The 25339-nt window shown below is 45.7% G+C and carries 12 protein-coding genes; 4 read left to right on the top strand and 8 right to left on the bottom strand.

Annotation, left to right across the window (positions count from 1 at the left end):
* Positions 1–102: hypothetical protein (locus ACFE8Q_RS27415; protein WP_375448654.1), on the bottom strand; the 102-nt coding region annotated here is incomplete at its 3' end.
* A 522-nt stretch (positions 103–624) separates the two neighbouring features.
* On the opposite strand from ACFE8Q_RS27415, the gene ACFE8Q_RS27410 reads away from it, so the two are divergent.
* Positions 625–768 carry a hypothetical protein gene (locus ACFE8Q_RS27410; RefSeq protein ID WP_375448653.1) on the top strand — a complete coding sequence of 48 codons (144 nt, stop codon included), beginning with the start codon at positions 625–627 and terminating at the stop codon, positions 766–768.
* 202 nt (positions 769–970) lie between these two features.
* Here the strand turns inward: ACFE8Q_RS27410 and ACFE8Q_RS27405 are convergent, their stop codons facing one another.
* The 4 genes from ACFE8Q_RS27405 to ACFE8Q_RS27390 all read right to left on the bottom strand — a co-directional run bounded on the left by ACFE8Q_RS27405 (position 971) and on the right by ACFE8Q_RS27390 (position 12192).
* Positions 971–5605: an RICIN domain-containing protein gene (locus tag ACFE8Q_RS27405; RefSeq protein ID WP_375448652.1), complete on the bottom strand. Its 4635-nt coding sequence runs from the start codon at positions 5603–5605 to the stop codon at positions 971–973.
* 40 nt (positions 5606–5645) lie between these two features.
* On the bottom strand, positions 5646–7628 hold the full coding sequence (locus ACFE8Q_RS27400; protein ID WP_375448651.1) for an SdrD B-like domain-containing protein: 1983 nt from the start codon (positions 7626–7628) through the stop codon (positions 5646–5648).
* Between the two features lie 833 nt (positions 7629–8461).
* Entirely contained in the window at positions 8462–8959 is a 498-nt protein-coding gene (locus tag ACFE8Q_RS27395) for a hypothetical protein (protein ID WP_375448650.1), read from the bottom strand.
* A gap of 11 nt (positions 8960–8970) precedes the next feature.
* On the bottom strand, positions 8971–12192 hold the full coding sequence (locus tag ACFE8Q_RS27390; RefSeq protein ID WP_375448649.1) for an RHS repeat domain-containing protein: 3222 nt from the start codon (positions 12190–12192) through the stop codon (positions 8971–8973).
* A gap of 251 nt (positions 12193–12443) precedes the next feature.
* Here ACFE8Q_RS27390 and ACFE8Q_RS27385 point away from each other — a divergent pair, with 251 nt between their 5' ends.
* Positions 12444–14717 carry a gliding motility-associated C-terminal domain-containing protein gene (locus tag ACFE8Q_RS27385; protein WP_375448648.1) on the top strand — a complete coding sequence of 758 codons (2274 nt, stop codon included), beginning with the start codon at positions 12444–12446 and terminating at the stop codon, positions 14715–14717.
* An 812-nt stretch (positions 14718–15529) separates the two neighbouring features.
* Positions 15530–16378 carry a hypothetical protein gene (locus ACFE8Q_RS27380; RefSeq protein ID WP_375448647.1) on the top strand — a complete coding sequence of 283 codons (849 nt, stop codon included), beginning with the start codon at positions 15530–15532 and terminating at the stop codon, positions 16376–16378.
* A 141-nt stretch (positions 16379–16519) separates the two neighbouring features.
* On the opposite strand, the gene ACFE8Q_RS27375 is transcribed toward ACFE8Q_RS27380, so the two are convergent.
* From ACFE8Q_RS27375 to ACFE8Q_RS27365, 3 genes are all read right to left on the bottom strand, one after another.
* Positions 16520–17422: a hypothetical protein gene (locus ACFE8Q_RS27375; protein ID WP_375448646.1), complete on the bottom strand. Its 903-nt coding sequence runs from the start codon at positions 17420–17422 to the stop codon at positions 16520–16522.
* Positions 17423–17530: 108 nt separating this feature from the next.
* Positions 17531–19258 carry a T9SS type A sorting domain-containing protein gene (locus ACFE8Q_RS27370; RefSeq protein ID WP_375448645.1) on the bottom strand — a complete coding sequence of 576 codons (1728 nt, stop codon included), beginning with the start codon at positions 19256–19258 and terminating at the stop codon, positions 17531–17533.
* 47 nt (positions 19259–19305) lie between these two features.
* Entirely contained in the window at positions 19306–20697 is a 1392-nt protein-coding gene (locus ACFE8Q_RS27365; protein ID WP_375448644.1) for a hypothetical protein, read from the bottom strand.
* 1765 nt (positions 20698–22462) lie between these two features.
* On the opposite strand from ACFE8Q_RS27365, the gene ACFE8Q_RS27360 reads away from it, so the two are divergent.
* Positions 22463–25339: Tn3 family transposase (locus ACFE8Q_RS27360; protein ID WP_375448643.1), on the top strand; the 2877-nt coding region annotated here is incomplete at its 3' end.

Here is a 25339-nt window from a genome sequence, read left to right as displayed (position 1 = left end):
AGCAACGAGCTGCTCATGATAGGTCACCCAACCGAATGCCTGATTGTTGCCCAACACAATGGCTTTGGCAAATCGATTGGCGTGCTCGACCCGAGTCAGCATTCGTTCAACCGTTGCCCGCAATTCGCGCTCGTCAACGTAGCGCAAGATGTAAGATGTAATCGGTCTTATAGAGACGGCCCAGGTCAACAATAGGCTGACACTGCGGCTAACTATACCTATAGGCATCAGCCACTTCAATTCTCAGATGAAATACAATAAAGTGAAGTCGTATTCAATCAGCCAACGCTCAAGGAAAGCAGCTATATCGAATTAAACAGCGTCCTCTACTCGAAATCTCGAAAAAATACCGGAATGAGGATGCAAGAATTAGGTCACCGTATCTCCGGAAAGGCGATCAAATAACTCATCCTTCGGATCAAAAACATAAAAACGGTTATTGATTTTGATCCTGAAAGACGCTATGACCAGCCTCTCGAAGTAACGGCCGTTACACCCGCCCAAGAGAGATTAGCGAGCCAGACCCAGCCCATTCAGGAAATAGCGCACCAGGATTCAGGCCAGCTTACCCGTTACGCTGACGCTCCGTTTGGAAGTAGACAGTCCCGCCCTCCAACTGGGCATATGGCACATATCTTCATCCTGGCGACTTACATCGGCAATGAAGCAGGAGAAATCAGCATATGGCCGCTCTTTAAGGCGCAGCTTAATGACGATAACCAGATTAACTTCATGCAGGTACTGGAGGTCTTTCAACAGCGGCCCTGAACATCGGGCAAATCATTCTGAATTCATCGCAAAAGAGCGCCGATAGCTGGGTATTTATGGAAAATCGTACCGAAGCAACGGACCGTAGAAAAAATGACATGGCTTAATGTTCATAATTACCCTATGTTTTGTCTACTTTAATTTATCCTAAGGGTGCTACTCAGCCCACTGCTTTGCAAGTTGAGTAGCATAACCAACGCGTTTAATTTGGGCATCCCACGGATTGAAAAATAAACTGGATGTAAGCCGGGTTGTTGATTTGCGGTGCGACGTTAATATCACCCCAAATCTGCAATTGAGGCTGAGTCCCTGCATATTGCTGGGCCCATGGCATAACTCCACTGCGCACCCGGTAATTTGAGGTACCGTTAATTACTTCTTTTATCCATCTATAGCGGGCTTCATTTGACACATCAGTACCCAGGCGAACCTGCTGATCGTTGTTGTATGCGTTCACATACATGATCTTATTTGGTGCAGATACGCTACTAATTCGTAAGCCGCCATCAGCCGTTTCAATTTTCCAGATTTGTTCGGGTTGGCCTGAAGCAACACTAACATGTTGAACCGTATTATCTGTCATAGCTTGCAGATAATGACCCGAGCTTTGGTTCTTGATGGTAAAGCATTCGCCAACGCCGCCACCACAGACTGGCGAACTGGCCAGCTGCTGAGCAGAGCAACCGTTAAGTGTAGCCGTGATGGTCGCATTGGTACCTACTGGCACATTGATTATTTGATTGCCCTGCACTATGCCTGCTGTTGTAGTTACGTATGCATTGGCAGGCACGGTGAAGCTGACTGTATAGTAACCTGTGCCGGTACAGGTCGGTGTACCTAAGCTCAAAGTGGGTTGCACACACCCACCCGGACAAGTGGCTGACTGTAGGATAAACTGTCGGTAAGGAGCCAGTTCGTCACTGGTGTTGCCGTACAACTGTAATTCAGGTTGACTAGCCGCTCCTGCCTGGTCCATAGTAACACTCCCTGTTGAGAAGCGATAGCTGCCATCAGCTAAGCTTTCCCGTAGCCATTGGAAGCGGCTATCTGCCTGGTAAGCTCCCAGCCTGACGGGCTGGCCATTGCTGGCCTGGTCCACGTACATCACTTTGTTGGCTGAGCCGCTCTGGGAGATGATCTTGTAGGTGTTGCCAGTAACTAACTCCAGCTTCCAGAGCTGGTCAGCCTGATTGGCTACCAGTGCTTCGTGACGCACCACGTCGGTGGAAGTGGCTTTCCAGTACTGGTTCGAGAACTTATTCTTGACCACGTAACAATCTCCTCCACCTGACTGTACACCAGCCTGGTTCAGAGTGATGAGTTGGCTGGGTGACCCCCCCGGCCCGGCAACGGTGATGCTCGCCTGACGCGTCCCCCCGGCGTTGGCATCGACGGTAAGCACAAAGCCCGTGCCCGTGCTGCTGCTCACCCGTGCCCAGGAAGGTAGCCCGCTCACGTTCCAGCTCACCGTGCTGTTCACCGTGAAGTTGGGTGAGCCACCACCCGCAACTACGTTGCTCGAAGCAGGACTGACGCTTAAGGTATTAACGCTTTCAATTGCTAACGAGGGTTTTGTACCGCAACCTGTACTTTTGCTCAGGTTGTAAGTATATGACTGTAAGAGATTATTCCAATGATCTCTTACATACTGCAGCCGATTGAAGCCGTCATAATAATATTTAGTATTGAATCCATTAGGATCATTTATTTCAGATAGGCCAATTAAAGGCCTATAATTATAGGTCGTTGTTTGATTGCCAACAGTTTTTTGATGAATCGATCCTGTGTTTGCACCTCCGTGATAACTAAGCGTTGTTGTTAAGCCATTCTGATCGGTAATGTTGATCGGCTCCCCACGCGTAGTATAATCGCCATATTTGACTATTTCTCTTGTATAACCCAGATCATAACTAAGATAAGGTTTATTGGGTCCAAAGACTTTTATCGATGACAGTTGAGCTGATGTATTAGGTACAGTGCCAGTATATTGTACCGTTTTTTCAGGCTTAACGTTGATAGTTCCAGCGTTAGCATTGAATGACTTATACAGATTTAATGTAGCATTTGTTAATCCAAACGGTCCACTATCATTATTCCAAATTTGCCGTTCAACTAAAATGCCAGTGACACCTCTGCTCAGCATAGTCTGTAGAGCAACACTCTGAGTTTCATTATTGTTATTCCTACAGTAATCGTATTGAGACTGACATGTAGATAGGCAGGGCTGACCTAAACCTCTCCCGTAGCATTCTCCCTGGCAGGCTGTTAGCTGTTTTCCGCATGGATCAGCATCGTAGTCGCCGCTATATTTATTTTTTGTGACGGTAAACTTATCGCCCCGTGTAGTGCGAACCTCTGTTGGGAGACCATCAGTATTGTAACTTACATAGTTCGTATTTTCCTGAGTAGTTCTATTCCCATCCGCTTGATCGTAGAAGGTTACTTCCTGGCGATCCAAGACGTATTTGTAAGTGTAAATGCGATAGGGGAAGCCGGAGCCTACATTTACATAGCTACCTGGGCAAGCAGCAAGCGTAACGTTAAAAATAGCTCTTACAAACTCATTTGATAAAGAACGATAAAAGAACTTTTTCTTAAGGATCGGACTATTACCAGAATTATACACCTCCTCTGTTTCAACCAAACCACGTTCAAAAGACTTGTCAATATAGGGTTCGTACCGGCTTCCACTACTGCCTGCAATGCGTAGATTGGCCGCAACTGCTTCATCATTATGATTCGCACCGTCCGTCGACTCAAAATTTGAAAAAGTTGTGACTTTGTAGCTGTTATCACTATTCTTTTCCGTCACCCGGCTATAACCAATATGACTACCCTGTGCATTGACACTCATGGGCAGCAAATTCTGTAACGAGTAGACGGTTTGCGTTCGTACGCCATTATCGTTTATGGCTGCCATGTTATAATCACTGCTTATATAAACAGGTTTACCTGTAGAGATGCCACTTGATCTGCCGTCTGCAAGTGAATAGGTATACTCTTTAATTTTAGTATCACTGCTTACATTATCCCTATTCTTAATCTTGAATATACGTAAACCACCTATGACTTGACTACCATCATCAAGCAGGCTAATCGACCCGTTATTGGAGACGTTCCTATATTTATAAGCTGAATGCGGTTGGTATTCAAATTCAGCTGTTCCTCCTGTCGGATAGGTAATCTTACTAAGTGTACCGCTTTTAAGAATAGAAAGATCATTAGATGATTCTTTTTGGGACACGAAGCCTGAAAAATTGGCAACAAGATTCGTCTCTAAGTTAAATTCTCTGTTGTTAAAAAAACCCCAGTGATCTGTTTTATCAGAGGCGTCAAGGTAGTTAGGGAGTGTATAGTCATTGTAGTAATCAAATGTGTGTTTATTCTCACAACTCTGTTCGTCTACTTTGATGAAAGAAAGACTTTCCAGCGTTAGTCTTTTTGCAGACGAGCCCGAATAACCAAATGTTGCCTTATTAGTGAGGCTGTTATTTTTATCATACACTTCGATATTATCCAATTTTTTCCAAACTAATTTACTGATTAAATTTTCAATTCTATTATTGGCACTGCCTCCCAAATCAGCGTTATAGTTCAAAAAAGGGAAAACGTCCCCATTTACATTCATAATATCACTTTGCTGAAAATATTTTGTTAACATTCTGGACTCATACTTAAGCTCGTTAGTCGTCGATCTATTAAAGTTAATATTATGGATGTCGGAGCTGATACTTTTTAAGTAGGAAGGTCGAACCAACGCACCCTGGTAGAAGCCCGAAGCTGGAACGCTTAAGCTACTACTTGAACAAGAAATATTAAACACACCTGAACTGAAATCAGCGCGATAAGCGGTTGTGCTATATGAAGGGAAAAAGTTGGCAATATATTTGCCGTCACTACATCCATCCACTTCATAATTAAATGAAATTGTTTGACCTTCTGGAGACGTAATTTTTGTTAAATACCATGTGTTGGCTGACCATACATCATTAACTCGAAGATTGATATGCCTTTGACCAAAAAAAGGTATTGAGTATTCAATGGCTTGTGTGGTGCCTCCAAATTCATACCGTGTACCATTATCTGTGATTAGCGTGAACTTGCCGAGGGTTTTCGGATTATTGGTAGTAGGAGTGGGAAAGGTTATGCCTACCTCTCCTCCGCATGACCTGGTCAACTCATTGGGAATCGACATTAAATTATTGTCAACCTCAATCCTTATTTTTGATGCTGACTTGACAACCCATGTTCCCTTGTGATCCAGAAAGAAACTGCCTGAGTAATTTAAAAATTGGAATTTAAATTCATCGGGCTGTGTATCTACTGCTCTTATATTATAGTCCCTGGCAGCCGCACTGGTTTCCCAATCTTCACGGTCCAATAACCCATAGTTGTGATAGTAGCCAACGATAGTAGTTTGTGGAAAGCGTTCATCCCACATGAACTCGTCTTGTTTGTCATTTACTTTACGGGTGATAGCTCCACCAGCGTTTAGGTTCCAGTTGAGACCGACCCAGCCGGGGTGCTGGTTAACTCGGACTCCAGAGGCATGGTAGCTCAGTGTAATGGGTACTTTTAGATTGCCCTGCTCAATCGTATAAATAGGGATTTCGATATTGGGTAAGCCTGTGTACAGGGATACTGGCACTTCGCCATTGAGACCAAGGCTTGCAGCATTAGGGCTGGGTGATGAATAGTCTTGCCGTTGAAACTGTGCATTAGCATTAGCAACAATAGAAAGAGATAAGACTACTCGTAATAAAACATTTTTAGCTGTGCTGTCAACTTTCGGGTAGAACTGAGCAATAGTATGCCTAAGCTTCGGAAAAGCGTTCATGGTGGAGAGGAGCGTGATAGTTAAAAGGAAGGTAGGGAGCTTATAGTCTAATGACAGACCGGCTGTACCGTTGGCTGTTGTCAGTGATGGTGACGATATATGTGCCAGCGGGCCGTGACCCCAATCGCAGGCTGGTTTGATAGGTACCTCGTTGCAGTTGGGCTGTCTGAGTTTGTAAAACACGCCCCTGGCTATCAGTCAATTGAAGCGTTAAGTTACCTGACGTGTTACCGCTAATATAGTGTATCTGCACTTCATCAACTGTTGGGTTGGGCGTGACACGCAGACCGGCCACTGGCTCTGCCTGTAAGCTGGCTGACGAGCAATAGGTATCGGCAGGACGGCGGAAAGTTTGGTCTGTGTAACAACCGGTTAGTGACCAAACACGTACCTGCACGGAGTCCGGCCATTGGCTAAGCGATTTTGTGAGGCTGGCTTCACCATTAGGCATTGGTTGGGCTACGCCGTAATGGCCGATGGGCTGATTGCTGTTAGCATCGATCCAGCTAAAGCGTTCACTAGATTGCCCACCTGATAGGCTCAAGCGCACAGCATTATTGCCCGTACAACGCATTTGGGCAATGGCAGAAGGCTTTTGGAGGCATTGGAAACCAAACGAAATGTCATGAATAGGTTCTCCGGGTGCTGTTGTGGTGAACGTACCCACAACCTCCTGACCTTGCGGTATACCATCACTGTCTAAGGCCCGGTCGGCACCTTGTCGGAGCAGAGCGGGTAGCAATTGACCAATGGATTGTTTCAGTGCCACCCGAAGAGTATACTGGGTACGTGGTCGTAACCCACCGACAATCTGCTCACTGCTCAATTCATACGCACCATCGGCACTGGAGGTGGTCATACCTATTCGTTGATCACCTTTGTAGAGGTGAATTTCCACGCCGCCCAAACCAGGCTCATCTGCTTCTTGCTGCCCGTTGCCGTTTACATCCTGCCAGACCCGGCTGGCAATCATCGTAGGCGGTATCTCACCGATCACTTCCACATCGCCCACATTGTTGGTCTTCCAGAAGTAACCTGGCTGCTCACCGGAGGGAAACACCTGCTGCCCCCAGACGGCCCTGCCTGTGCGATTGTCGAAGGCTTTCATACCCCCGCTGGTGAAACCGCCATCGACAGGTTCACGCGCTGCTACGATGAGTTGTCCCTGATCGGGTAGCATGGCTAAGCCACCGGTAGCGGTTTCATGGTGCCAGATGGTGCCATTAAGACCAAAACTATCATCGAAATAAAATTCACCACCACCCGGCCCTTGTCCATTACCCCGGCCCGCCGTGATCAGCGACCCGGCCTGCCCGTTTTGCTCCAGGCGGTATTGCCCATTTACCCAGGCTACGCGCAGTACGTCGCCACCTGAGAGTCCCCGGCTGCGCGCCAGTTGGGCGCTTCCTTTGGGTCGATAATACTGCCCGCCGCCAGTTTGATGGCCCAGCCGGTCCATAAAGCCTAGGATTAAGGAGCCGTCGGTGTCTACCTCAATATCGGCCAGAATGGGCTGAGGATAGATCATCCAATCGGGATGGCCTAGCACCAGCGTTTGGTTATAGTCATCGGTCCAGGGACGCCAGCCTGACACGCCAAAGTCAAGGGTGCCACGTGGGTAATCAAGTTTTGTCTCTAAAAGCGTCTCGAAACGGCCACTGACAGGGTCGAGGCTGTAGACGGTAGCTTTAAGGTCAGCAGCGCGCTGAGTAGCTTGTGCATCGTTGACTACTCCGACCAACACTTTACCGCTGATACATTTGACAGCGAAAGGACGTACCCCACTATTTGGGGCTTTGCTGCCCGGCATAGGAAAAGCAGTAACGTCTGACGCAGTAGGAACACTTCCGTCGTCGGGTAAATTGAGCCTGTAGAGCGTCCGGTCATAGAGGTTCATGACGAAAAGAGCAGAGCCATCAGCGGCCACATCTATGCCGCCTAGGCTGCACTTGCCGACCCAGCTAAACATAGTTGAATCATGAGCGGGCGTTATGGAGTTATCGCTCAGATTGCGTGGTAACAAAGGGGGGGTGGTTGGTATGCCCAATGCATCTAAATTAACGAAAGCGCCACTACGCGAAGTGACTGGGTTAGTAACGTAAATACCTCCAGAGCCAAGTGGCCCGAAGTCTGAATGACGCCGCGCTACCGCAGCTCCAAAAAGTCGTTTAGAATTACAGTCATACGATAGTCCCCAGATCGAACCAATATCATTCTGACTCGCTAAATGGATAGTTCTAGATGGCATTTGCACTGGATTTGCTAGTACTAATGCCTCTTTTAAACCATTATTTGGAAGCGAATTTAACCCTGACACGTATACACTCTGTGCTATACGAACATTCTGATTAGCAAAGATGGCTGGATAGATTACATCCCAGTTCACTTGCTTAGGCCCTGTAATAAATCGTACGGATGGTTGAATAGATTTAATACCCAACGGGAGTGTCTCGAGTTTTAAAATGAGAGTTTGTGTTAGCTTCAAGCCTAGAAAATAGTCACCTTGACTATTAGTCTTGGTCTGCTCCATCAACCTGCCTTGTTGGTCAAAAGCAGAAATTAAGATGTTTGAAAATCCCACTTTATTTGATGAAACCCTTCCACTTATTTGTGCATGGCATGGGACAAACATAGCCATAGTGAGTATAAAAAAAAGCAGCCTCATAATAAAATGTTTAATTATGAAAAGTGACTCACACAGTTAAATAAAATTAATTGGGTCTATCTTGATACCGTATTGCCAATTTACTCAATAATTAAAATGGCAAAAAAGATAAAATAATTAAAAAATTTGAAAAATCTAAAAATGTATCTACGTAAACTTCAAGCTAATAAATCGGTTGATGTACAAAATCGCTATAAATCACTTTCATCTTTCTTCACTTCAACATTCATTTGTTTTTCTAATTTTAATATTATTTCCACATAAAAACGCTTATTTATTCTATTAACTTCAGAAGAATCTTTTACAAGATCATCGATCCCATACCATTTAATTCCTCCATTATTGACCGATCTTATCGCTAACTTTGTGATATTAGAGTCAGTATCATTCCCAATTGATTGTGGATACATCGAAAAATAAGAAATATAATACATCTCTTCCGGTTGCTTTTTAAAATAAATTATTTGACCTTCTAAAGACTCATATCCCCTTTCACTCCAATTATCTAAGTATTTCCATTTTTCAGGTATCTTATAAGACGGATTTTTTACAAGCAAATTTGTTAAACCTTGAGCCATTTTTGACTGGGACACAGGAAAGCACCACTGTTGAAATGCCCCTAATGTACCTGCATCAAAAGTGTCACATGCACTAAAGCATATGAGAATTATTATAAGTAAATATTTCATTTAGCCAATTATTAGGGTTTAATAGTTGCCGAGCCTGATCCAACTACTTTCAATGATTGTTTAAAAAGATAAAAACTAGTTTTTGGTATAGCTGCAGCACCAAGACCATACCCTAATACGCCTGCTTTAAATCGTGAATAGGTACTTAAACGTGGATCATATGAAAGCATAATCTCCTGAGAAACGAATCGCCAATCATCTGTAATAACTTGTTCACTCATAAATAAACCACTCGCGCCCTTTACCAACTTTTTATCATAAGCTAGATCGTGAATGATAGCTGGAAATTCGATAATATTTGAAGGCATATATGAGTAGTCATCATTTCCGCCATACGTCTTTGGATTATCTCCTCCGGGGTAAGTATGTCCAAAAATGTTGTTATTCAAAGTCCTTGGATCTAGTGCGCTTGGGGTTAAATCTCCCTGTACCTCATGCCAAGCATTCAAGACAGACTCTTTATCAGCCTGCCAATAAATACCCTTAATATACTGGTAGCGATATCCTACTTCCTTAACTTGTGATAGCAATTTTCCTCCGTTACTTAATGTTCCTAGCCCAATGCCTTTCATTTCACCATTAATAAAATTGTCAATTTGTGAAAGGGACGGAGTATTATTAAGACCCATTTTCTCGAAGGATAAATAATTAAAATATCGGCTTATATCTTCACTATCTTCTGTTCGATATCCCGTAGCTGTCTGTTCCCATAAACCAAAAAGATCAATATATCTAAGTGGGTTATCCAGTACATAATTGTATGTTGATTGAGAGTGGTTGTAGTCTGCAAATGCATCAACACTGTTCCATCGCCCAATCTCCGGTGCATACATCCTTGCACCATAATCTAACCAGCCAGTTTCCTCTTGCTTCTCTTTTCCATTATAGAGGTATTTGTTACGAGTGATGTCGCCTCCAGCTGGTACCGCTAAACCAAACGGATAATAAGCGGTTTGCTGTACTAATGTGCTATTTTCCTGTACTACACTTCGTACATTACCTAGGTGGTCTCGTAAGTAGTACTCAACTTCATAGCTACCCGTATTTAGTCGCCGCAGTTGGCCTTCCTCCAAACCCACCCGCTGTAATTGCCCGTCGGCATTGTACTCGAATGCACCGGCATAATAGGTTGTTAAGGCGTCGTTACCCACTACTTCCTGCTTCAGTTTTTGCCCTGCTCCATCAAAGTAATAGTTGACAACTTTACCATTTACAGCTACCCGACGCGTTAGATTTAATAGATTGTAACCTATCCCACCTGTACTAATGCCGCGGTTGGCATCTTGAGTTAAATTACCATTAGCATCGTAATCATAATCATTATTGTCGGCTGAGTTGCCATTGTTGAAGCCGTCCCCATTGCCCGTGCCATCGGTCACTTTTTTGAGCCGGTTGCCCTCGTAGCTATAGGTAAGTCCGTCGATCTGCCCTCCATTCCGCCAGCGGTTCAGGTTCGTAATGTTTCCGTTGGCATCATAACCGATTGTCTCCTGCAAGGGGCTTCCGGTTGCGCTCGTCAGTCGGTTGGCACCGTCATAGCCCAGGCTAAAGCTGCCTTCATTACTGCCACCGGTTTTCCAACCCAAATTATTTATATTGGCATTGGCATCATAGCTCAATGTTACGTTGTAAGTCTCGGCGGGGTTATTGACCTTACCAAGCCAGCTCCGGGGTGTATACCTATAATTAAGGGTTTGGGCCGTTCCCCCATGCAGGCGTTTCTGAGCCAGTAGTCCTACCTGGTTATAGCTTTGTTCTACGTGCGTGTAGGTAGCGCGTTTCTCGCTACCATTCTCTTTCACCTGATGGGCGATCTTGGTAAGCCGGTCCATATGGTCATACTCGTAGCTTTTTTCCAACAGGTACGTGCCTTGGCTAGTCTGTTGTTCGGTGCGTTCCCCAATAACCTTGCCAATAAAATCCAGTTTGTAGCTAACTGTTTCCAGGCTGGGGCCACCTACGCCGTGTAGTTGCCGTTTCACCTGGATGACCCGGTATTTATCGTCATAATAGGTCACCGATTTCAGCCAATCGCCAAATTGAGGTCTTCCCTGATTATCGACGTCAGGAAGCAACACGCGTGTTTCCACAGCAGTCACCAGACCTTTTCGATTACCCCGGGTCTGGTCATTGACAAAGTCGCTGGCTGTTAGCCCGTATGTGTTTGAGAAATCGTACCCGCCCCAGCCGGGGTAGCTATCATAAGCCGTTTTTACCATCGCCTGCCGGTTATTACAGTCACCACCCACGCAAAAGCCCATCTCTGTCTGACGCTTCTGTCCGTCGTAGAGGTAATAGAATTTGTTCCCCCTTCCATCGGTCGATGCTGTCAGCAAGTCTGTATCACCGTCGTAGGTCATGGAGGTACTGCCCCCGCCGGGTATATACTTTTCAATGAGCCGCCCTTGACCGTCATATCGATATAGAAATGCATAATTGGTCAGGTTCGCGGCATTCCGATTGTTTTCAAATTGAGGCTGTATTACAGCACGAAGTTGCCCCTTAGGATCATATACGTAGTAAGTGGACAAATTTTGGTCCGAGACGCGGCTCATTACTACCCGGCCATATCGGTCTGTATACTTTTGTACAGTTTTGTTGTTTTCATCCTGGGTTTCAGTTTGGGTCAAAGTGCCAGCCGCGTAGTATCCACCATCCAGATTGATGTCAGTGAGACTATTGCCCGACGAACTGTAATAGCGGACGATATTAGGCTCATTAACTTTATAGTAGCTTCTGATCCCAGTACCTACGCCCGGAGCCTTTTGTTCGCTCACTCGGCTCAGGGGGCTTGGTTCATAGCTGGTTTCTACGAAGGGTCGGTCAGTAGCCGACTCTACGTTGGCGGCATTCGAGTAGTAGTCGTTTGCTTTGCCTTCAACGCCGCTTCGATACCCGCCGCCTGCGTCTGAAAATGGAGCAGGCAAATAAGCTCGCTGAGGCCGAAGTTGGCTATCATACGTTTGCAGGCTGACAATATCTTTCAAATTTGGGGTGGCAAAGGCCTGCACCTGCTGACTTGTTTTGCCCAAACCGTCCAAATAGGTGATTTGAGTAGTGACCTGTTGAGCTGTCCCCGCGTAGCTACTCCCATTCGTCTCATTCGAATTAGCCTGTTTGTATTGGCGACTAAGTACATAGTTCTTTTCACCTGACTGAGCCTTGATCTCAACGGAGAGAAAAAATAAATAATAGAGAATAAAAGTAAATACCGATATATAGCGGTGTACCATAAGTAGTTAGGTATGCACTTAGTAGTAAAAAATACGTACATTTATGATGCCAATATGTCGAACACATCTCTAAATTTACAGCAAGGAAGATCAGATTTACTAAACGGTATATAACCTTGAACAGACTTATAAGTATACTAAACGAATATACTTTTAGAAACGGAGTGCGTTCTTTGGGGATACTCTTGCTTATCCTATGTGGACTCCATCAGGTAGGTAAAGCTGACCATGTGGCAGGGGGTAACTTGGAGATGGTGGCACTAGACAAAACTCCAGGCCGTTATCAGGTCAACCTGGTCTTGTATTACGACAATAAATCCTCTTTTGGAGTCAGTTCGGATTTACCCGTTCTTATTTATAGGAAGAAGGACCAAACGTATGTAAATGCGGTTAACGTTTACCGGCAGGATGCGCTGACAAAAAAAGTAACCTACACCAATCAGGCCTGCGCCGACAGGAATCAGATCAGTACCACAATTTATCGGTACACGGGCGTAGTCACGCTGAACCCGGCCGAATATAGTGATCCGGAAGGCTATTATTTGATGTGGCAAAGCTGTTGCCGGAATGTCTCGACAGCTAACATTAAATCATTTACAGGGGGAGCTATGTTTTCCTACTACCTGGAGTTTCCCCCGCTTACCCGCCAGGGTCAGCCATTTCTCAATTCGTCACCTGTATTCGATCAGCTGGATGGTGAATATCTGTGCCTCAATGAGCTTATAACTATTTCTTCGGATGCCAGAGATGCAGACGGAGATGAACTACGCTATACGTTAGTAACTCCCTATGCCCGGTTAGATCAAAAAGGGGGCCAATACTCAAATTTTCCCGATGGGGTGGAAGTCACCTGGCTTGCTGGTTTTGGATCGGATAAAGCCATTCCAGGCTCCCCGGCTTTGGAAATTAATGTAAAGACCGGCGAATTGTCGGTTAAGCCGTCCCAGGTTGGGCTGTTTCTGTTTTCCGTACAGGTAGACGAGTATCGAAACGGGCAGCGGATTGGCTCTGTCAGACGCGACTTCCAACTTTTCGTCGTTGATTGTCCCCCCACCATTCCACCTGACCCTATTATCACCGTTGGCGGGCAGTCAGCGTCTGAAGTCTCGCTATGCGAAGGGAAAACAATTGACCTGACCGCTCAAACAAACCCAGATTGGGAGTACCAGTGGAAGCGCGACGGCGACAACATACCGGGCGCTACAAGTCCTGTTTTGTCTGTATCGGCCGGTGGCACCTATCAACTGGTTACTTCACTCAAGAGCCAATGCTCCAAATCACGCCGGTCACGCCAACTTAAAATCGATGCGACAACCTCCACATTCAAACTTAGTATAAACGGTCCGCCGCGACTCTGTGGCCCAACAGGTACGTTGTCATTGAGTGCGCTTTCAGGGCCGAATTATAGTGTTCAGTGGTTCAGGGATGGCCTGGATGTTTCGACTTCTACCCCATCCCTGCTTGTTAGTCAGCCAGGCACCTACTCAGCTATTGTCCGTGACCTGGTTCAGGGCTGTCGGTCTCTATCTGATATGGCTACGGTTACCCGCACCGACTTACCCCTGGCTACGCTTACCCCTCAACGAACCACCACCATTATCTGCCTTGATGACGCACTGCGGTTAGATGCTCCCTCCAAGCCGGGTTATACCTACCAGTGGCAGCAGAATGGAAACGATATTAATACCGCTTCCCTGGCAAGCTACCTGGCCACTTCAGCGGGGCAATATGCAGTTGTGGTGACTGAACCTTCAGGCTGTACAGCCCTGTCCACTCCTTTTAGTTTGACTACGGCGCCATCTATCCGACCAACAATGGGTCCGGTACCCGCTTCCTGTGCGAGTCAGACAGCTACCATTCAGCTGGAGGGTCAACCTCTTGGCGGGAGTTTCACTGGTTCTGGTGTTATCGGTACTAGTTTTAGTCCTCAACAGGCCGGTAGTGGCCTGCACACACTCCGGTATACAGTTACTAGCTCTTTGACCTGTCAGAGTGGTACAGCCAGTCAGATCGCTCAGGTACGTGCCTTACCGGCCGTCTCCCTGGGGCCGGATCGACAGGTTGTTCGTGGTGGTTTCATTAGCCTTACCAGTGGTCTGTCTCCCTCGTTAAGTCATCAATGGTCGCCTGCTCAGAGCCTGAGCGATCCGACGGCCAGTACAACCATTGCCACGCCTTCCCAATCGACCCGGTATACACTAGTGGTAACCGATGCTTTTGGTTGTATCGGTCAGGGAAGCGTGTGGGTGAACCTTTATGACCGGCTGTTCATCCCGACAGCTTTTACACCAAATGCTGATGGGTTAAATGATACGTGGGAACTCGCCGGGATTCAGGCGTATCCGGAAGCCGAGATTACAATTTTCAACCGGTGGGGAAACATAGTGTATCATTCGACGGGCTATCAATATCCGTTTGATGGAAAGCAGAGCGGAGAGCAACTGCCGGCGGGTGTTTATACATATCAGATAAGGCCTAAACCAGAAGATCAGGTTATCGCTGGACGGCTTGTGCTAATGAAATGACCGTTTATAAGTCAGTTATCTTAACCTGGTGGCACATTTCGTACAGGAGTTCGATCCCTCTCTGCGGGCAGTCATGCCTGGGCTAATGCGGATAAAGATATCAATCATCTAGCCACTGCCGGTTCCCCATTCAGTTACCATTTACCCTACATCGCCCCAATACAGTGTATTTTTAAAGAATCGTACAGGCGCTCAATGCGCGGAATAAAACGCGCTGTCGGGGTTAACATGGATATCAAGCTTCTGTACAGACTCACAAATGGGTATTCCAGCCCGGCCAGCCCATACGCTGTTTCCTGATTGTTCTTGTCAACCCTGGTTGTCACTTCAGGCTGCCCGCTTGCGGTCGGAGCTGGGCTTACTGACATCGTAAATGAATATTCGCCCTCTACGAAGGCCATTAGCTGTCTGACACTCCCCGAACCTGCCGGATTAGTACTCTATACTTTTACAAGAGTTTTGCCCGTAACAGGCGTAAACAGGGCATTGATGGCGGCGAGGATTGATGATGCAGTAGTCATGTCTGGTAGTGTTGGGCGTTTAACTGATTGATTATCTATCTACAAGCTACGGCAATAACCGCTGCCTATCAGTGCATTATCGCTTAATACCCCATTAGGCTGGCTGGTAGCACAGGAACGGCCCTGCAACGAATCGATTATGCCTGGCATATCCGGGGTGGTTTACGGGGCATTAACCTGACTGATCAGGGGGAACTGCAACCGGGTAAGGTATTCGCTCAAAAGCTGGGCTACGAAGAAGACGGGCAGTATTACGATGGTAATATTCGCCGCCAGACGTGGCTGACGACGATGGATAGCCAGACCCGCTCGTATACCTACAGTTACGATGCTACCAGTCGGTTGCTGAGTGCCGACTATAGTGGGGGGCAAACGGGGGAGACCTACGCCGTAGGCAGTCTTAACTATGACCGCAACGGCAACCTGACGGGGCTGAAACGGTGGGGTAAGAAAACCAATGGCACTTTTGGGCTGGTCGATGACCTGACCTACAGCTACGAAGGCAGCAATCAGATCAAGGCCGTCAGTGATGCAGCGGGCGATGCGGCCAGTTTCAGCGACGTGGGCGGCAGCATCGACTACACCTATTGGCCCGATGGCAGTTTGAAGAGTGACGCTAACAAGCAAATTACCCAGATCGATTACAATTACCTGGGTCGCCCCCGGCTGATTACGTTTGCGGGTGGGCAGACTATCCAGATGCAGTACGATGGCACGGGCCGTAAGCTGCGGCAGATCGGACGCGATGGCACGGTGACAGATTACGTCGATAATTTGCTGTACCGGTCAGGTAGCTTGCAGCAGATCGCTCACGACGAAGGGCGAATTGTACCTGACGGGAGTGGGTATCGCTACGAATGGGCGATAAGTGACCATCTGGGTAATCTCAGGGTGATGTTTCGTGACAGCAATGGGGTAGCCAAAGCCGTACAGGAGGAGGGTGTTGGCCCCTGGGGGGAGAGCCTGCCCACCCTGAGCTACAGCCGCAACACGAGTTTTGTGGTCCCCTATGTGTTCACCGGTCACGAGCGGATGCTGGAGTTGGGCGTATATGATGCTAATGCACGTACCTACGATCCGGTCGTGCCCCGCTTCTGGCAGACAGACCCATTAGCTGAACGAAGGGCGGATCGCACGTGACGAGGGGTGAGTTTCGAATGGCCTATGAGTAACTAACTAGGCAACTTAGGATTAGGTATATTACTTACGAAACCTCCACAAACCTTCAAGAGTTGAAATTATTTTATAAATTATAAAAGTGTCTTTAACTCGACCGATTATTCACTCATAGTAATAATACTGATAATTACTAACATAACGTTGTCCAGTACTATCAATGAAAGTAGCTCGCTTTTTACTTAATCTGCCATTCATGTCATACTCATACGCATAAGAAGTAAGGCCAGTTATGAACCGTCCAGGCCATGATCTAGTATAAGTATCCCAACCAGAATCAAACTGTTTATAAATAGATAGCCCGTTGCTGTATGTTATAGACGCTCTTTCATCGGACCCGGCAACAGTTCGTTTTTCAACTAGCTCATCACGATCATTATACTGATATTTAGCTGTATTGGTAAATATGTACTTTGCTTTAGTCTGTTGAATGACTAAGCTACCTGAAGGCATATCGTGAGTTATGAAAATAGAATCGGCCTCAATGGCCACTCGATTTTTGCTGTCGTATTGAACCGTTCGTTTAGTGTACCAAAGTGGATATTGAAAAGCTGTTGGTTGGCTATCAGCTACAAAAACATAGTCCCAATGTTTCTGGCTAACTAACTGTTTTTGTCGATAAAATAATGAGTCAGTCTCCTTAGTGGTCCAAAAAGAGCCTGAGTGAAAATAATGTTTAATTACTGTAGGTTGCCGATTATCAGCCAAACTGTATAATCTATATTCATTGTTTGCATCCTTAAAATTATAAGCATTTGAAGTGTCATAAATATACTCGACCGTGTAAGGCCTACGGAATTGTTGAGCCAAATAATTCTCTTTATTTAATTCGCCTGTAAATGAATATTCCTTGATAACGGTGAAGCTGTCTTTTGGTGTATATTGATGTTCAATAATCTGTTTAATGATAAGATTATTGTCTGATATAGCCGAATCCCCGCTTCCGCAAGCTAATAAAAAGGATGAAATAAGATAGAGACTAGCTAGAATTTTGCGGGTATATTTCATATCAAAAAGAGATTAAGCAGTTTTCAATCATACCTTGCTTCGCAAAGTATGATTGAAAACTATAATACTGTGCTTAAATTCAAAGGACTGACAACAAATGATATGAGTTTACTTGCTTCTTTTCAAGAACTTTTTACTCATAAATATATTATTAGCCTTCAAACGTAAAAAATAAACACCGTCTGGTAACGACTTTATATTTTCAGAGTGTGAAAATTTCTCCATGCTATATTCTCCTTCAGCAATAGTTTTAACCACCCTGCCAGAATTGTCTAATAAATCTAACTGCGTTTGTGAACGCTCAGACAAGGTGAACTCAACAGTTACCACTTCCTCAGCTGGATTAGGATAAATCGTAAACTTCAAAGGGATTATGTTCTCCTCACTTTTAGCCGATTTTCTAAAGCCTCCGTCACTGCAAGCAGGCAGATAAACTGTCTCGGATACCACCCAGTTATTTCCGTTCCTCATGTAACAGCGTATAGATTGTCCGGCATAGCTGGTATAACTTTCATTTCCTCCTGTGCTGTTACCATCACTTAAATTTCCAGGTGACCAAACATACTCTGTATACCCGCTTGGGGCAAATACAGTATATGAACCATCATTATTATTGAGCAGGTAAAGTCCTTGAGGGAAAGGGTTAGGTGCTATGTTATTTCCTGAGGGAAGCTTTGTTTTCCATTCGTTACCCAAAGCAGTTAACCCTGTTCCTTCAAAATGTACATTGTCGTTAGGACGGAAAGTACTGCCAAACTGGTCGGTGTTCGGGCCAAGGTTACAATTTAAGAAAGAGGTGGCTTGAAACTGAGCGGCGGCAATGGCGGTGCTTGTAAGGCCTACATTATAAGTAGCAGGTGCTGACACCATCCATGACAATGAACTATTATTATTAAAATCAGAGCGCGACTTATTGATTATTGATGTCAATTGATTATAATAAGTCGATTGATTCGTTCCCGTAAGGTTATCGCTTTCCCCTTGATGCCATAATACTGACTTTACACCAAAAATTGATGCATAGAAGTTTAAACATTGTTTCAGCTTAACATATGGAAGCCCACTGTTGTTCGGCACACCAAGTGGCGAGCATGGGTGACCAATGTAAGGTACACTAGTTACCGGAATTCCATTCGAGCTATCCCACCATGATTTAATGTCAGTCGAACCATAGGCAGCATTAAAGAAACTAACTGGGACGTTATTATTATCAACTAATAAATTTCCTAAAACTGTGTAACACCAATTATTGTATCCCGTTGGAGCTATAGGCTGATTAATTCCTAAAGGTGAGAAATAAGGGTAACGTGGAAATGGAGTAGAGCCTGATACATAATCACAAGCAGCTTGATATGGATTAGTGACTACACAATCATATGGAGGGTTGCTAGGAATATTCGATGTGGTTATGCTTTGTGCGTTTGACTGACCAGCAATAATGTAAACGTCTCCAACTCCTGTTTTCAAACTTCCTGATTGAGCTAATATTCCATTTTCGAACACTTGCACTTCAATGAGATACCAACCTGCTGTTAACGAGCTACCAAGCTGAAATTTGCCATAAAAACCCCCGCCTGCCAAAGAAGTCCAGTTTTGATATACTGATTCTACATTCCCGTATTTATTTAGTCGATTTATTTTGTAACGAATTTCGGAAATAGAAGAATTGCAAGGGTCAATGCCAAGATACTGACCTGCCACAATAATAGAGGCTTGATCATTTCCATCTCGTTGAAAGACTGAATGATCAGGTGGCCAAGAGAGGCTCAACTGAGCATGGACTGATACATTCACAGTACAAACGAGTACTAAAGCTAATATGTACAAAGTTTTCATGGCGTTTTTTATCTAAAAATGAAGAAAAGAAAAAATAACAAGATCTTTTATTTCAGAAGCGCTGCCCACTTTTTGATTTCAATCAATGGAATGTCTATATGATAGTGTGCATTCATGACTTTAATAGTCTCATTAGCTATAACTGCCTGTCCAACTCCAGAAGGGTTCATGCCATCGGCTGAAAAAAAGTTACCACTAGGGAAAGATGGGTTAATATACAGTCCATCTTCTGTATAATATTGACCGGCTAAAATCCGCTGATAAATTTCTTCAAGGTCAACTATCGGCAGATTATACAATTTTGCCAATTGACGAACATACAACTCATTATACATTGTTACTGATTTTAAGCTTGCTATTTCTTCTGGAGTAATAACATCTTCGTCCATTAGTGGTTGATTTCTAGATAATCCTATCTTAGAAGATCCTAATACTAACGAACGTACATTATTTGTAGGTAGGAATAATGCTCGTTCATCTAACTGATTTGGTATTGAATGATTGTTATGTGAACGAGCATAAATTGTTTTAACCTTCCTCAATAATTCACCACTAGAATGAATATGTAAGAATGGGAAATTAACAACTTGAGGTACAGTGAATAAAACAACTTTGGTGCCTTTTTGAATTAGTTGTTTCACATTTCTGTAAGCTATATTTGGGTTAAATGAGCTAAATAGTCCCCCTGCCTCAATTGAGATGTTTCTAGGAAACTGAGCCAACCCCAAATACAAATCATACCCCTCATGATATAGAGCAATATCTGCATCTATATTCTTCAGAATGTCATTTAGACTTTTCTGCCCCTCTTCGCTTTCTGACAAAATTCTGTAATAATAACTAATAAATTCGTATCGCTGTGGATAAGCTGGCGTCGGGAAGCTTTCATTTTCAAAGCTTTTTATATTTAGGTTAAGCTCAGGAAACGAAAGATTATCAGGAATGCCACCTTTAAACTTTTTTAATCTGTAGGGTTTATTACTTAAAGTCCCAATATTATTAGTGATTTTCTGCCAAGACAGAAGCTGTTCAGTTGAATCTAATATGAGATATCCTGTTCCATTCCCTTCAACTGGATCAAATAGAGGCGATTTGAAGTTTTGAATGCCCATTTGCTGAGCCAATAAATTCGGGAAAGCGGTTAATTGACTTTGTCTATATAAACCCCCATCTCGGTACCCAGCCATCAATTTACCTCCAATGGCAATAAGTTTCAGCTCTTTACCAATTCTTGACTGAGCCATAAGAGGCGAGATATCAGCAATTTTCTGCTGCTTCGGTAAATATATATCAGGCTTTACAGGTTTATTGATACTTCTATTTATTACTAAATCAGGTCCATCACTTTCAAGTCGAAAAAAAGTCAAGCCGAAACTAACGATGGCTATTAAAATAACAGCCATTAGGCGACTTACACCCAGAGGTATATTCTTTTTCATAATGTTAAATTTTTTGTTTGAAAAGCATTTTCCTGTTTTAGTGGGTAACGACAATAAACTGTTACTGTGAATTAAGACATAAACTATTATACAGAGGTATTATCGAATAATACCTCTGTATAATAGGCTTGCCAAAAACAAACTTTTTGATATACTCAATCCTATTGGCTATTTAGGTGAACACGATTATAAATGCGTATCAATAGAATTGTTTGTTACTAAATCATTAATTGTCCTACTTTCTACGCACCCTCTGTAAAAAAAATTTACAGACAAAATGTTTTTGAATTAATCCCCCATTACCGATTAGTTCAAGACGACTGTTTGATAATGACTTTTTCTGTATCGCGAAAACGTTGGAATATTTGTGATTAAAACTCAATAAACCATAAAATAATGACACTATAGAGCGAACGGTATACTTATATTTGGGAACTGTAGACTTATGATGAGTTGTTATGAGTGAGTCATTTATTCTTAAGTATTTTTTTTCAGCTTCCTATCAGGGTATCAACAAGACCGCATCAGGTGATAAATAACGCATCTCTTTACATAAGTAATTACTACTATTCAACCAATATATGCCGAATAGTTGTACCCTTGTATATTTATTCCTTGAATTGGGTCCGAAATGAAGTTGACATTTGCCGGGGCAGTTTAGATTGACTTAAAGTTTCGTCAGTGCATTTCAACATCAATCATATGGCTACATCGATTGGCGTTGCAGACGGTAACGAATTAGTCAATAGCCTTTTTGGCTTCCCGAAGGTCCCGCCTTATTGACGTAATAACTGAGCCAGCAGTTAATAATGCCACCGGTAGCGCAGTAGCTTCTCTTAAGGAAAATCATTGTTCTATTTTTCCCACTGATACCCTTCGGCCTGTTTTTCTGGTGATTAACAAGTAAAGACTTCTCTATGGCCCTGCCGGTAGTAGTGCTTCGCTGATCTTAGCGAGAAGGGGACGCATAGCGGCCTGATGAAAGGGGTAAAACGGAGAAGTATCACACTGTTATACAGGTTTTTATATATGATGATGGCCGTATCTTGTAGGTAGATAATCAATTGTTAACGACCTTATCACTCTCTCCCCATGCGCCTTACCTTAGCCACAATTCTGGCCTACTACAACGCCCTGTTTATCCCCCTATCAGCACAGAACTTGAGCAGATTTACGAATCTACCAAGCAGAAAAGTAACGTGCTGATGAACGCGTACTGTAACCGGGGGCTTTTTACCTTTAACCACTACGCCCAGGTAACCGATTCACGGCCCCCGGCGTGGCCCAGTCCAAAAGTAAACACAGCCAGCACGTTTCGACCGACATTCATGGCGGCAAGAACCAGTTCCTGACGTTTGCTAGTCTGCTACTCGACCCCATCTATGTAGCACGTACCCCCGGTTCCAGCCCGACATTCGGGCCATCACCGTTTTTAACGAACGAACCAGGCTGGAGATCAAAAACCAGATCACGGGCAAAACCTGTCATCTGCTTGTGGCCGACGATACCAAGGAGCAGCACTATTCAGAACGCAGCTTGCCGCCCAGCTCGAAGCAGAACCCCGCGTGACTCCCCAGAATCAGGCTAGATACGCAGAGGCTATGAATGGGCTTTGTACGTTGATAATTTGCTGTACCGGTCAGGTACATTGCAGTAGATCGCTCATGACCGAGGGCGGATCGTACCTGACGTGGTGAACTCTTCGAGTGGGTAGATTGGTCTCACTACGTTGTTACTGAAGCGACTCATTCCTGTTCCCATCTATATGGCCCGTCGTGAGTATCTATCGCCTGAAGAGCGGATCCGATTCGATACGCCCCCTACGCTGACCAGCAGCCAACGGCTTATTTTGTTTGATCTACCCCAGTGGGCAGAAGACTATCTTGAAAACATCAGCCGCCCGACCAACCGCGTGGGCTTTGTGCTCCAGTTAGGCTACTTCCGGGTTACTACCAGGTTTTTCGAGCTGGATGGCTTTGCCGACGAACTGATCGAGTGGGTGTGTGAGCAACTGCGCCTGCCTGTGGAAGAGGTCATCCTGTCTCAGTACGTCGGCAGTGGGGCGGTCTATCACCACCGAAAATTTATTTTACGTCACTTAGGATACGCCGCTTTCAGCGATGAGCATATCCATCAACTGGCCGAAGAAGCCCGTCGCCTATCTCATTTACAGACCCGGCCTACCCTATTATTGGATGCCCTAACAGGCTATCTACGAGAACAGCGCATCGAAATTCCGTCCTATAACGCACTACGAAGCCTACTCACGGACGCCTTAGATGCCTATCAGGATGGCCTGGAAGCACTCATTGATGCCCATCTGACACCAGAAGCCCGGTTGATGCTGGAAGGACTGCTGCAAAAGCAACCCCCACTCGCACGCCGACGCAAAATGCCCCCTGACGCCGCACGGCAGTATTATTCGCTCACAACACTCAAGGCCATTACCCAGTCGATGAAACCCCACTCCATTGCCGAGCGGGTTGAGCTGTTCAGTCAGTTAAAAGCAATGTTCATCCAACTAGCCCCGCTTATCGTTCAACTGAACCTGTCGGATGATACGATCCAGTACTATGCCCAATATGTGCTGGATACTCGCTCCGCCCAGAGCGTCGAGCGGTTGGGTGAACGCTATCTGCGGCTCATCGCCTTCATCGTCTATCAATATCTCACTGTTGGTGACGCGCTGGTGCTCTCGTTTCAGCAAGCTGTAACGGCTTTGGTCAACGAGGGGGAGCAGGAACTCAAGGAAACGCTCTACGCCGAACGGCAGGGCCTGGCCCTGCTGGTGGGGCAGGTAATACGCCGCAGTGACACCCACCTGATGGTACTGGCGAAGATTGAAGCCGTGCTGACCGAGGCGGGGCTGACTGATGAGCAAAAGGTGAGACAGATTGAGCAGCTCATTAACCAGCAGCCGATATCGGTCGAGCAACGGCGAGTAGACAAACAGCGGTTGGAAGAGGTTCGCAGTGTTAATCAACCCTTGGTCGAACGGGATGATTATTACGACGCATTAGAAAAAATTTCGCTCCGGTTACAGACCCGCGTCGCCCGCTTGGTAGCAGTATTAGTTTTTGATGATGAAACCCCCACCCGTTCCGGCTGGCTGGCCGACCTGCTGGTGGCCATCCGTCATATGCAGACGCACCAGGAGGAGTCAGGAACTGGGACTGGGCTACCACCCCTCGAGTTTCTGACTATGGATGAGCGGCAGCGGGTGTTTACCGGGCAAGGTAGGTTTCGCCAGGGGCTTTATAAGGTTCTCCTGTTTCGGCATATACAAGCCGGCCTGCAATGTGGCCAGCTCAACGTACTCTCCTCGTTCGAGTTTCGGGCGGTGGAAGACTATCAGATTCCACTCTCTCAGTGGCAGGCCCATCGGCAAACGTACCTGGTTAAGGCTAACTTGTTGGCGAATGAGCGGCCTGCCCCCGCCCTGCTGACACTGAATGAGCGGCTGAACCAACAATACGCCCGCACCAACAGCCGGCTGACGACCAACCCGCAGCTTTACTTCGATAAGGCGGGCAGTTGGCACCTGCACCGCTATGAAGCCGATGACCCGCAACTGGTCGCGGCCGCCAGCCGACTTTACCCCACCAGTCAGGTTATTGCCCTGCGTGACGTACTAGAACAGGTGCAGGGCACGACCGGCTTTCTAGAGGCCTTCACCCATCAGGGGTTTCCCTCGGACAAGGCAACTCGACCCGACCCCCGCCTTTTTCTGGCGGCCATCATTGGGTTTGGTGAAAACATAGGGATTCGTAAGATGGGGTTAATTTCTAAAAGCATTTCGGTCAATAGCCTGGAAACGGTGGCCACGCACTACTTTTCGCCTGAAGGGGTGCTGCGGGCCAATGATCGGATATTGGAAAAAAGCAACCAGCTTGTCTTGACGGATCACTTCCGCCGCAAGGCCGGTTTCATTCATACAGGCAGTGACGGTCAAAAATATGATGTGTCCGGGCCGTTGTTGCGGGCAGCTGCTTCGTTCAAATATTTTGGCAATGGGCAGGGCATCACTATTTACTCTCATTTGGATGAGGCAGGCCAACTCATCTACTCGGTGGTCTTTAGTGCCGCCGACCGGGAGTCAACTTATATGCTGGATGCCATTACCTACAATGAAGTGATCACACCTGATGCGCACTCGACCGATACGCATGGCTCGACAGAGGCAGTCTTTGGGGTAACGGGCCTGTTAGGTATTGACTTTCGTCCTCGCTTCGCCCGAATTCATCACCAACAACTCTACAGTTTGGATGCCGCTTCGTTTTACAGAAAGCAGGGGTATCGCCTCGTGCCTGACGGGCGAATCGATTATGAGAACTTGGTGGAACAGTGGGATGCCGTACTCCGTTTCGTCGCGAGCATCAAGTTAGGCTACGTCAAAGCATCCCAACTCTTTAAGCGTTTGAACTCGTATGACCGACAGCACCCCTTGTATCGGGCATTGGTCGATTTAGGCCGACTCTACAAGTCCGACTATATTCTGCGGTACGTGGATGATCCTGCCCTGCGGGCAGGGGTCGAAGGCATCCTCACACGGGTAGAACACGCTAATCGGTTTGCTAAAGCCATTGTGTTGGGCAACAACCAGGCATTCGGTTGGGTGACCTATCATGAGCAGCTCGTTGCC

Origin of the sequence: uncultured Fibrella sp. (assembly GCF_964250085.1) — a bacterium.
GTDB lineage: Bacteria > Bacteroidota > Bacteroidia > Cytophagales > Spirosomataceae > Fibrella.
This window is presented reverse-complemented; position numbering and strand designations above follow the sequence as displayed.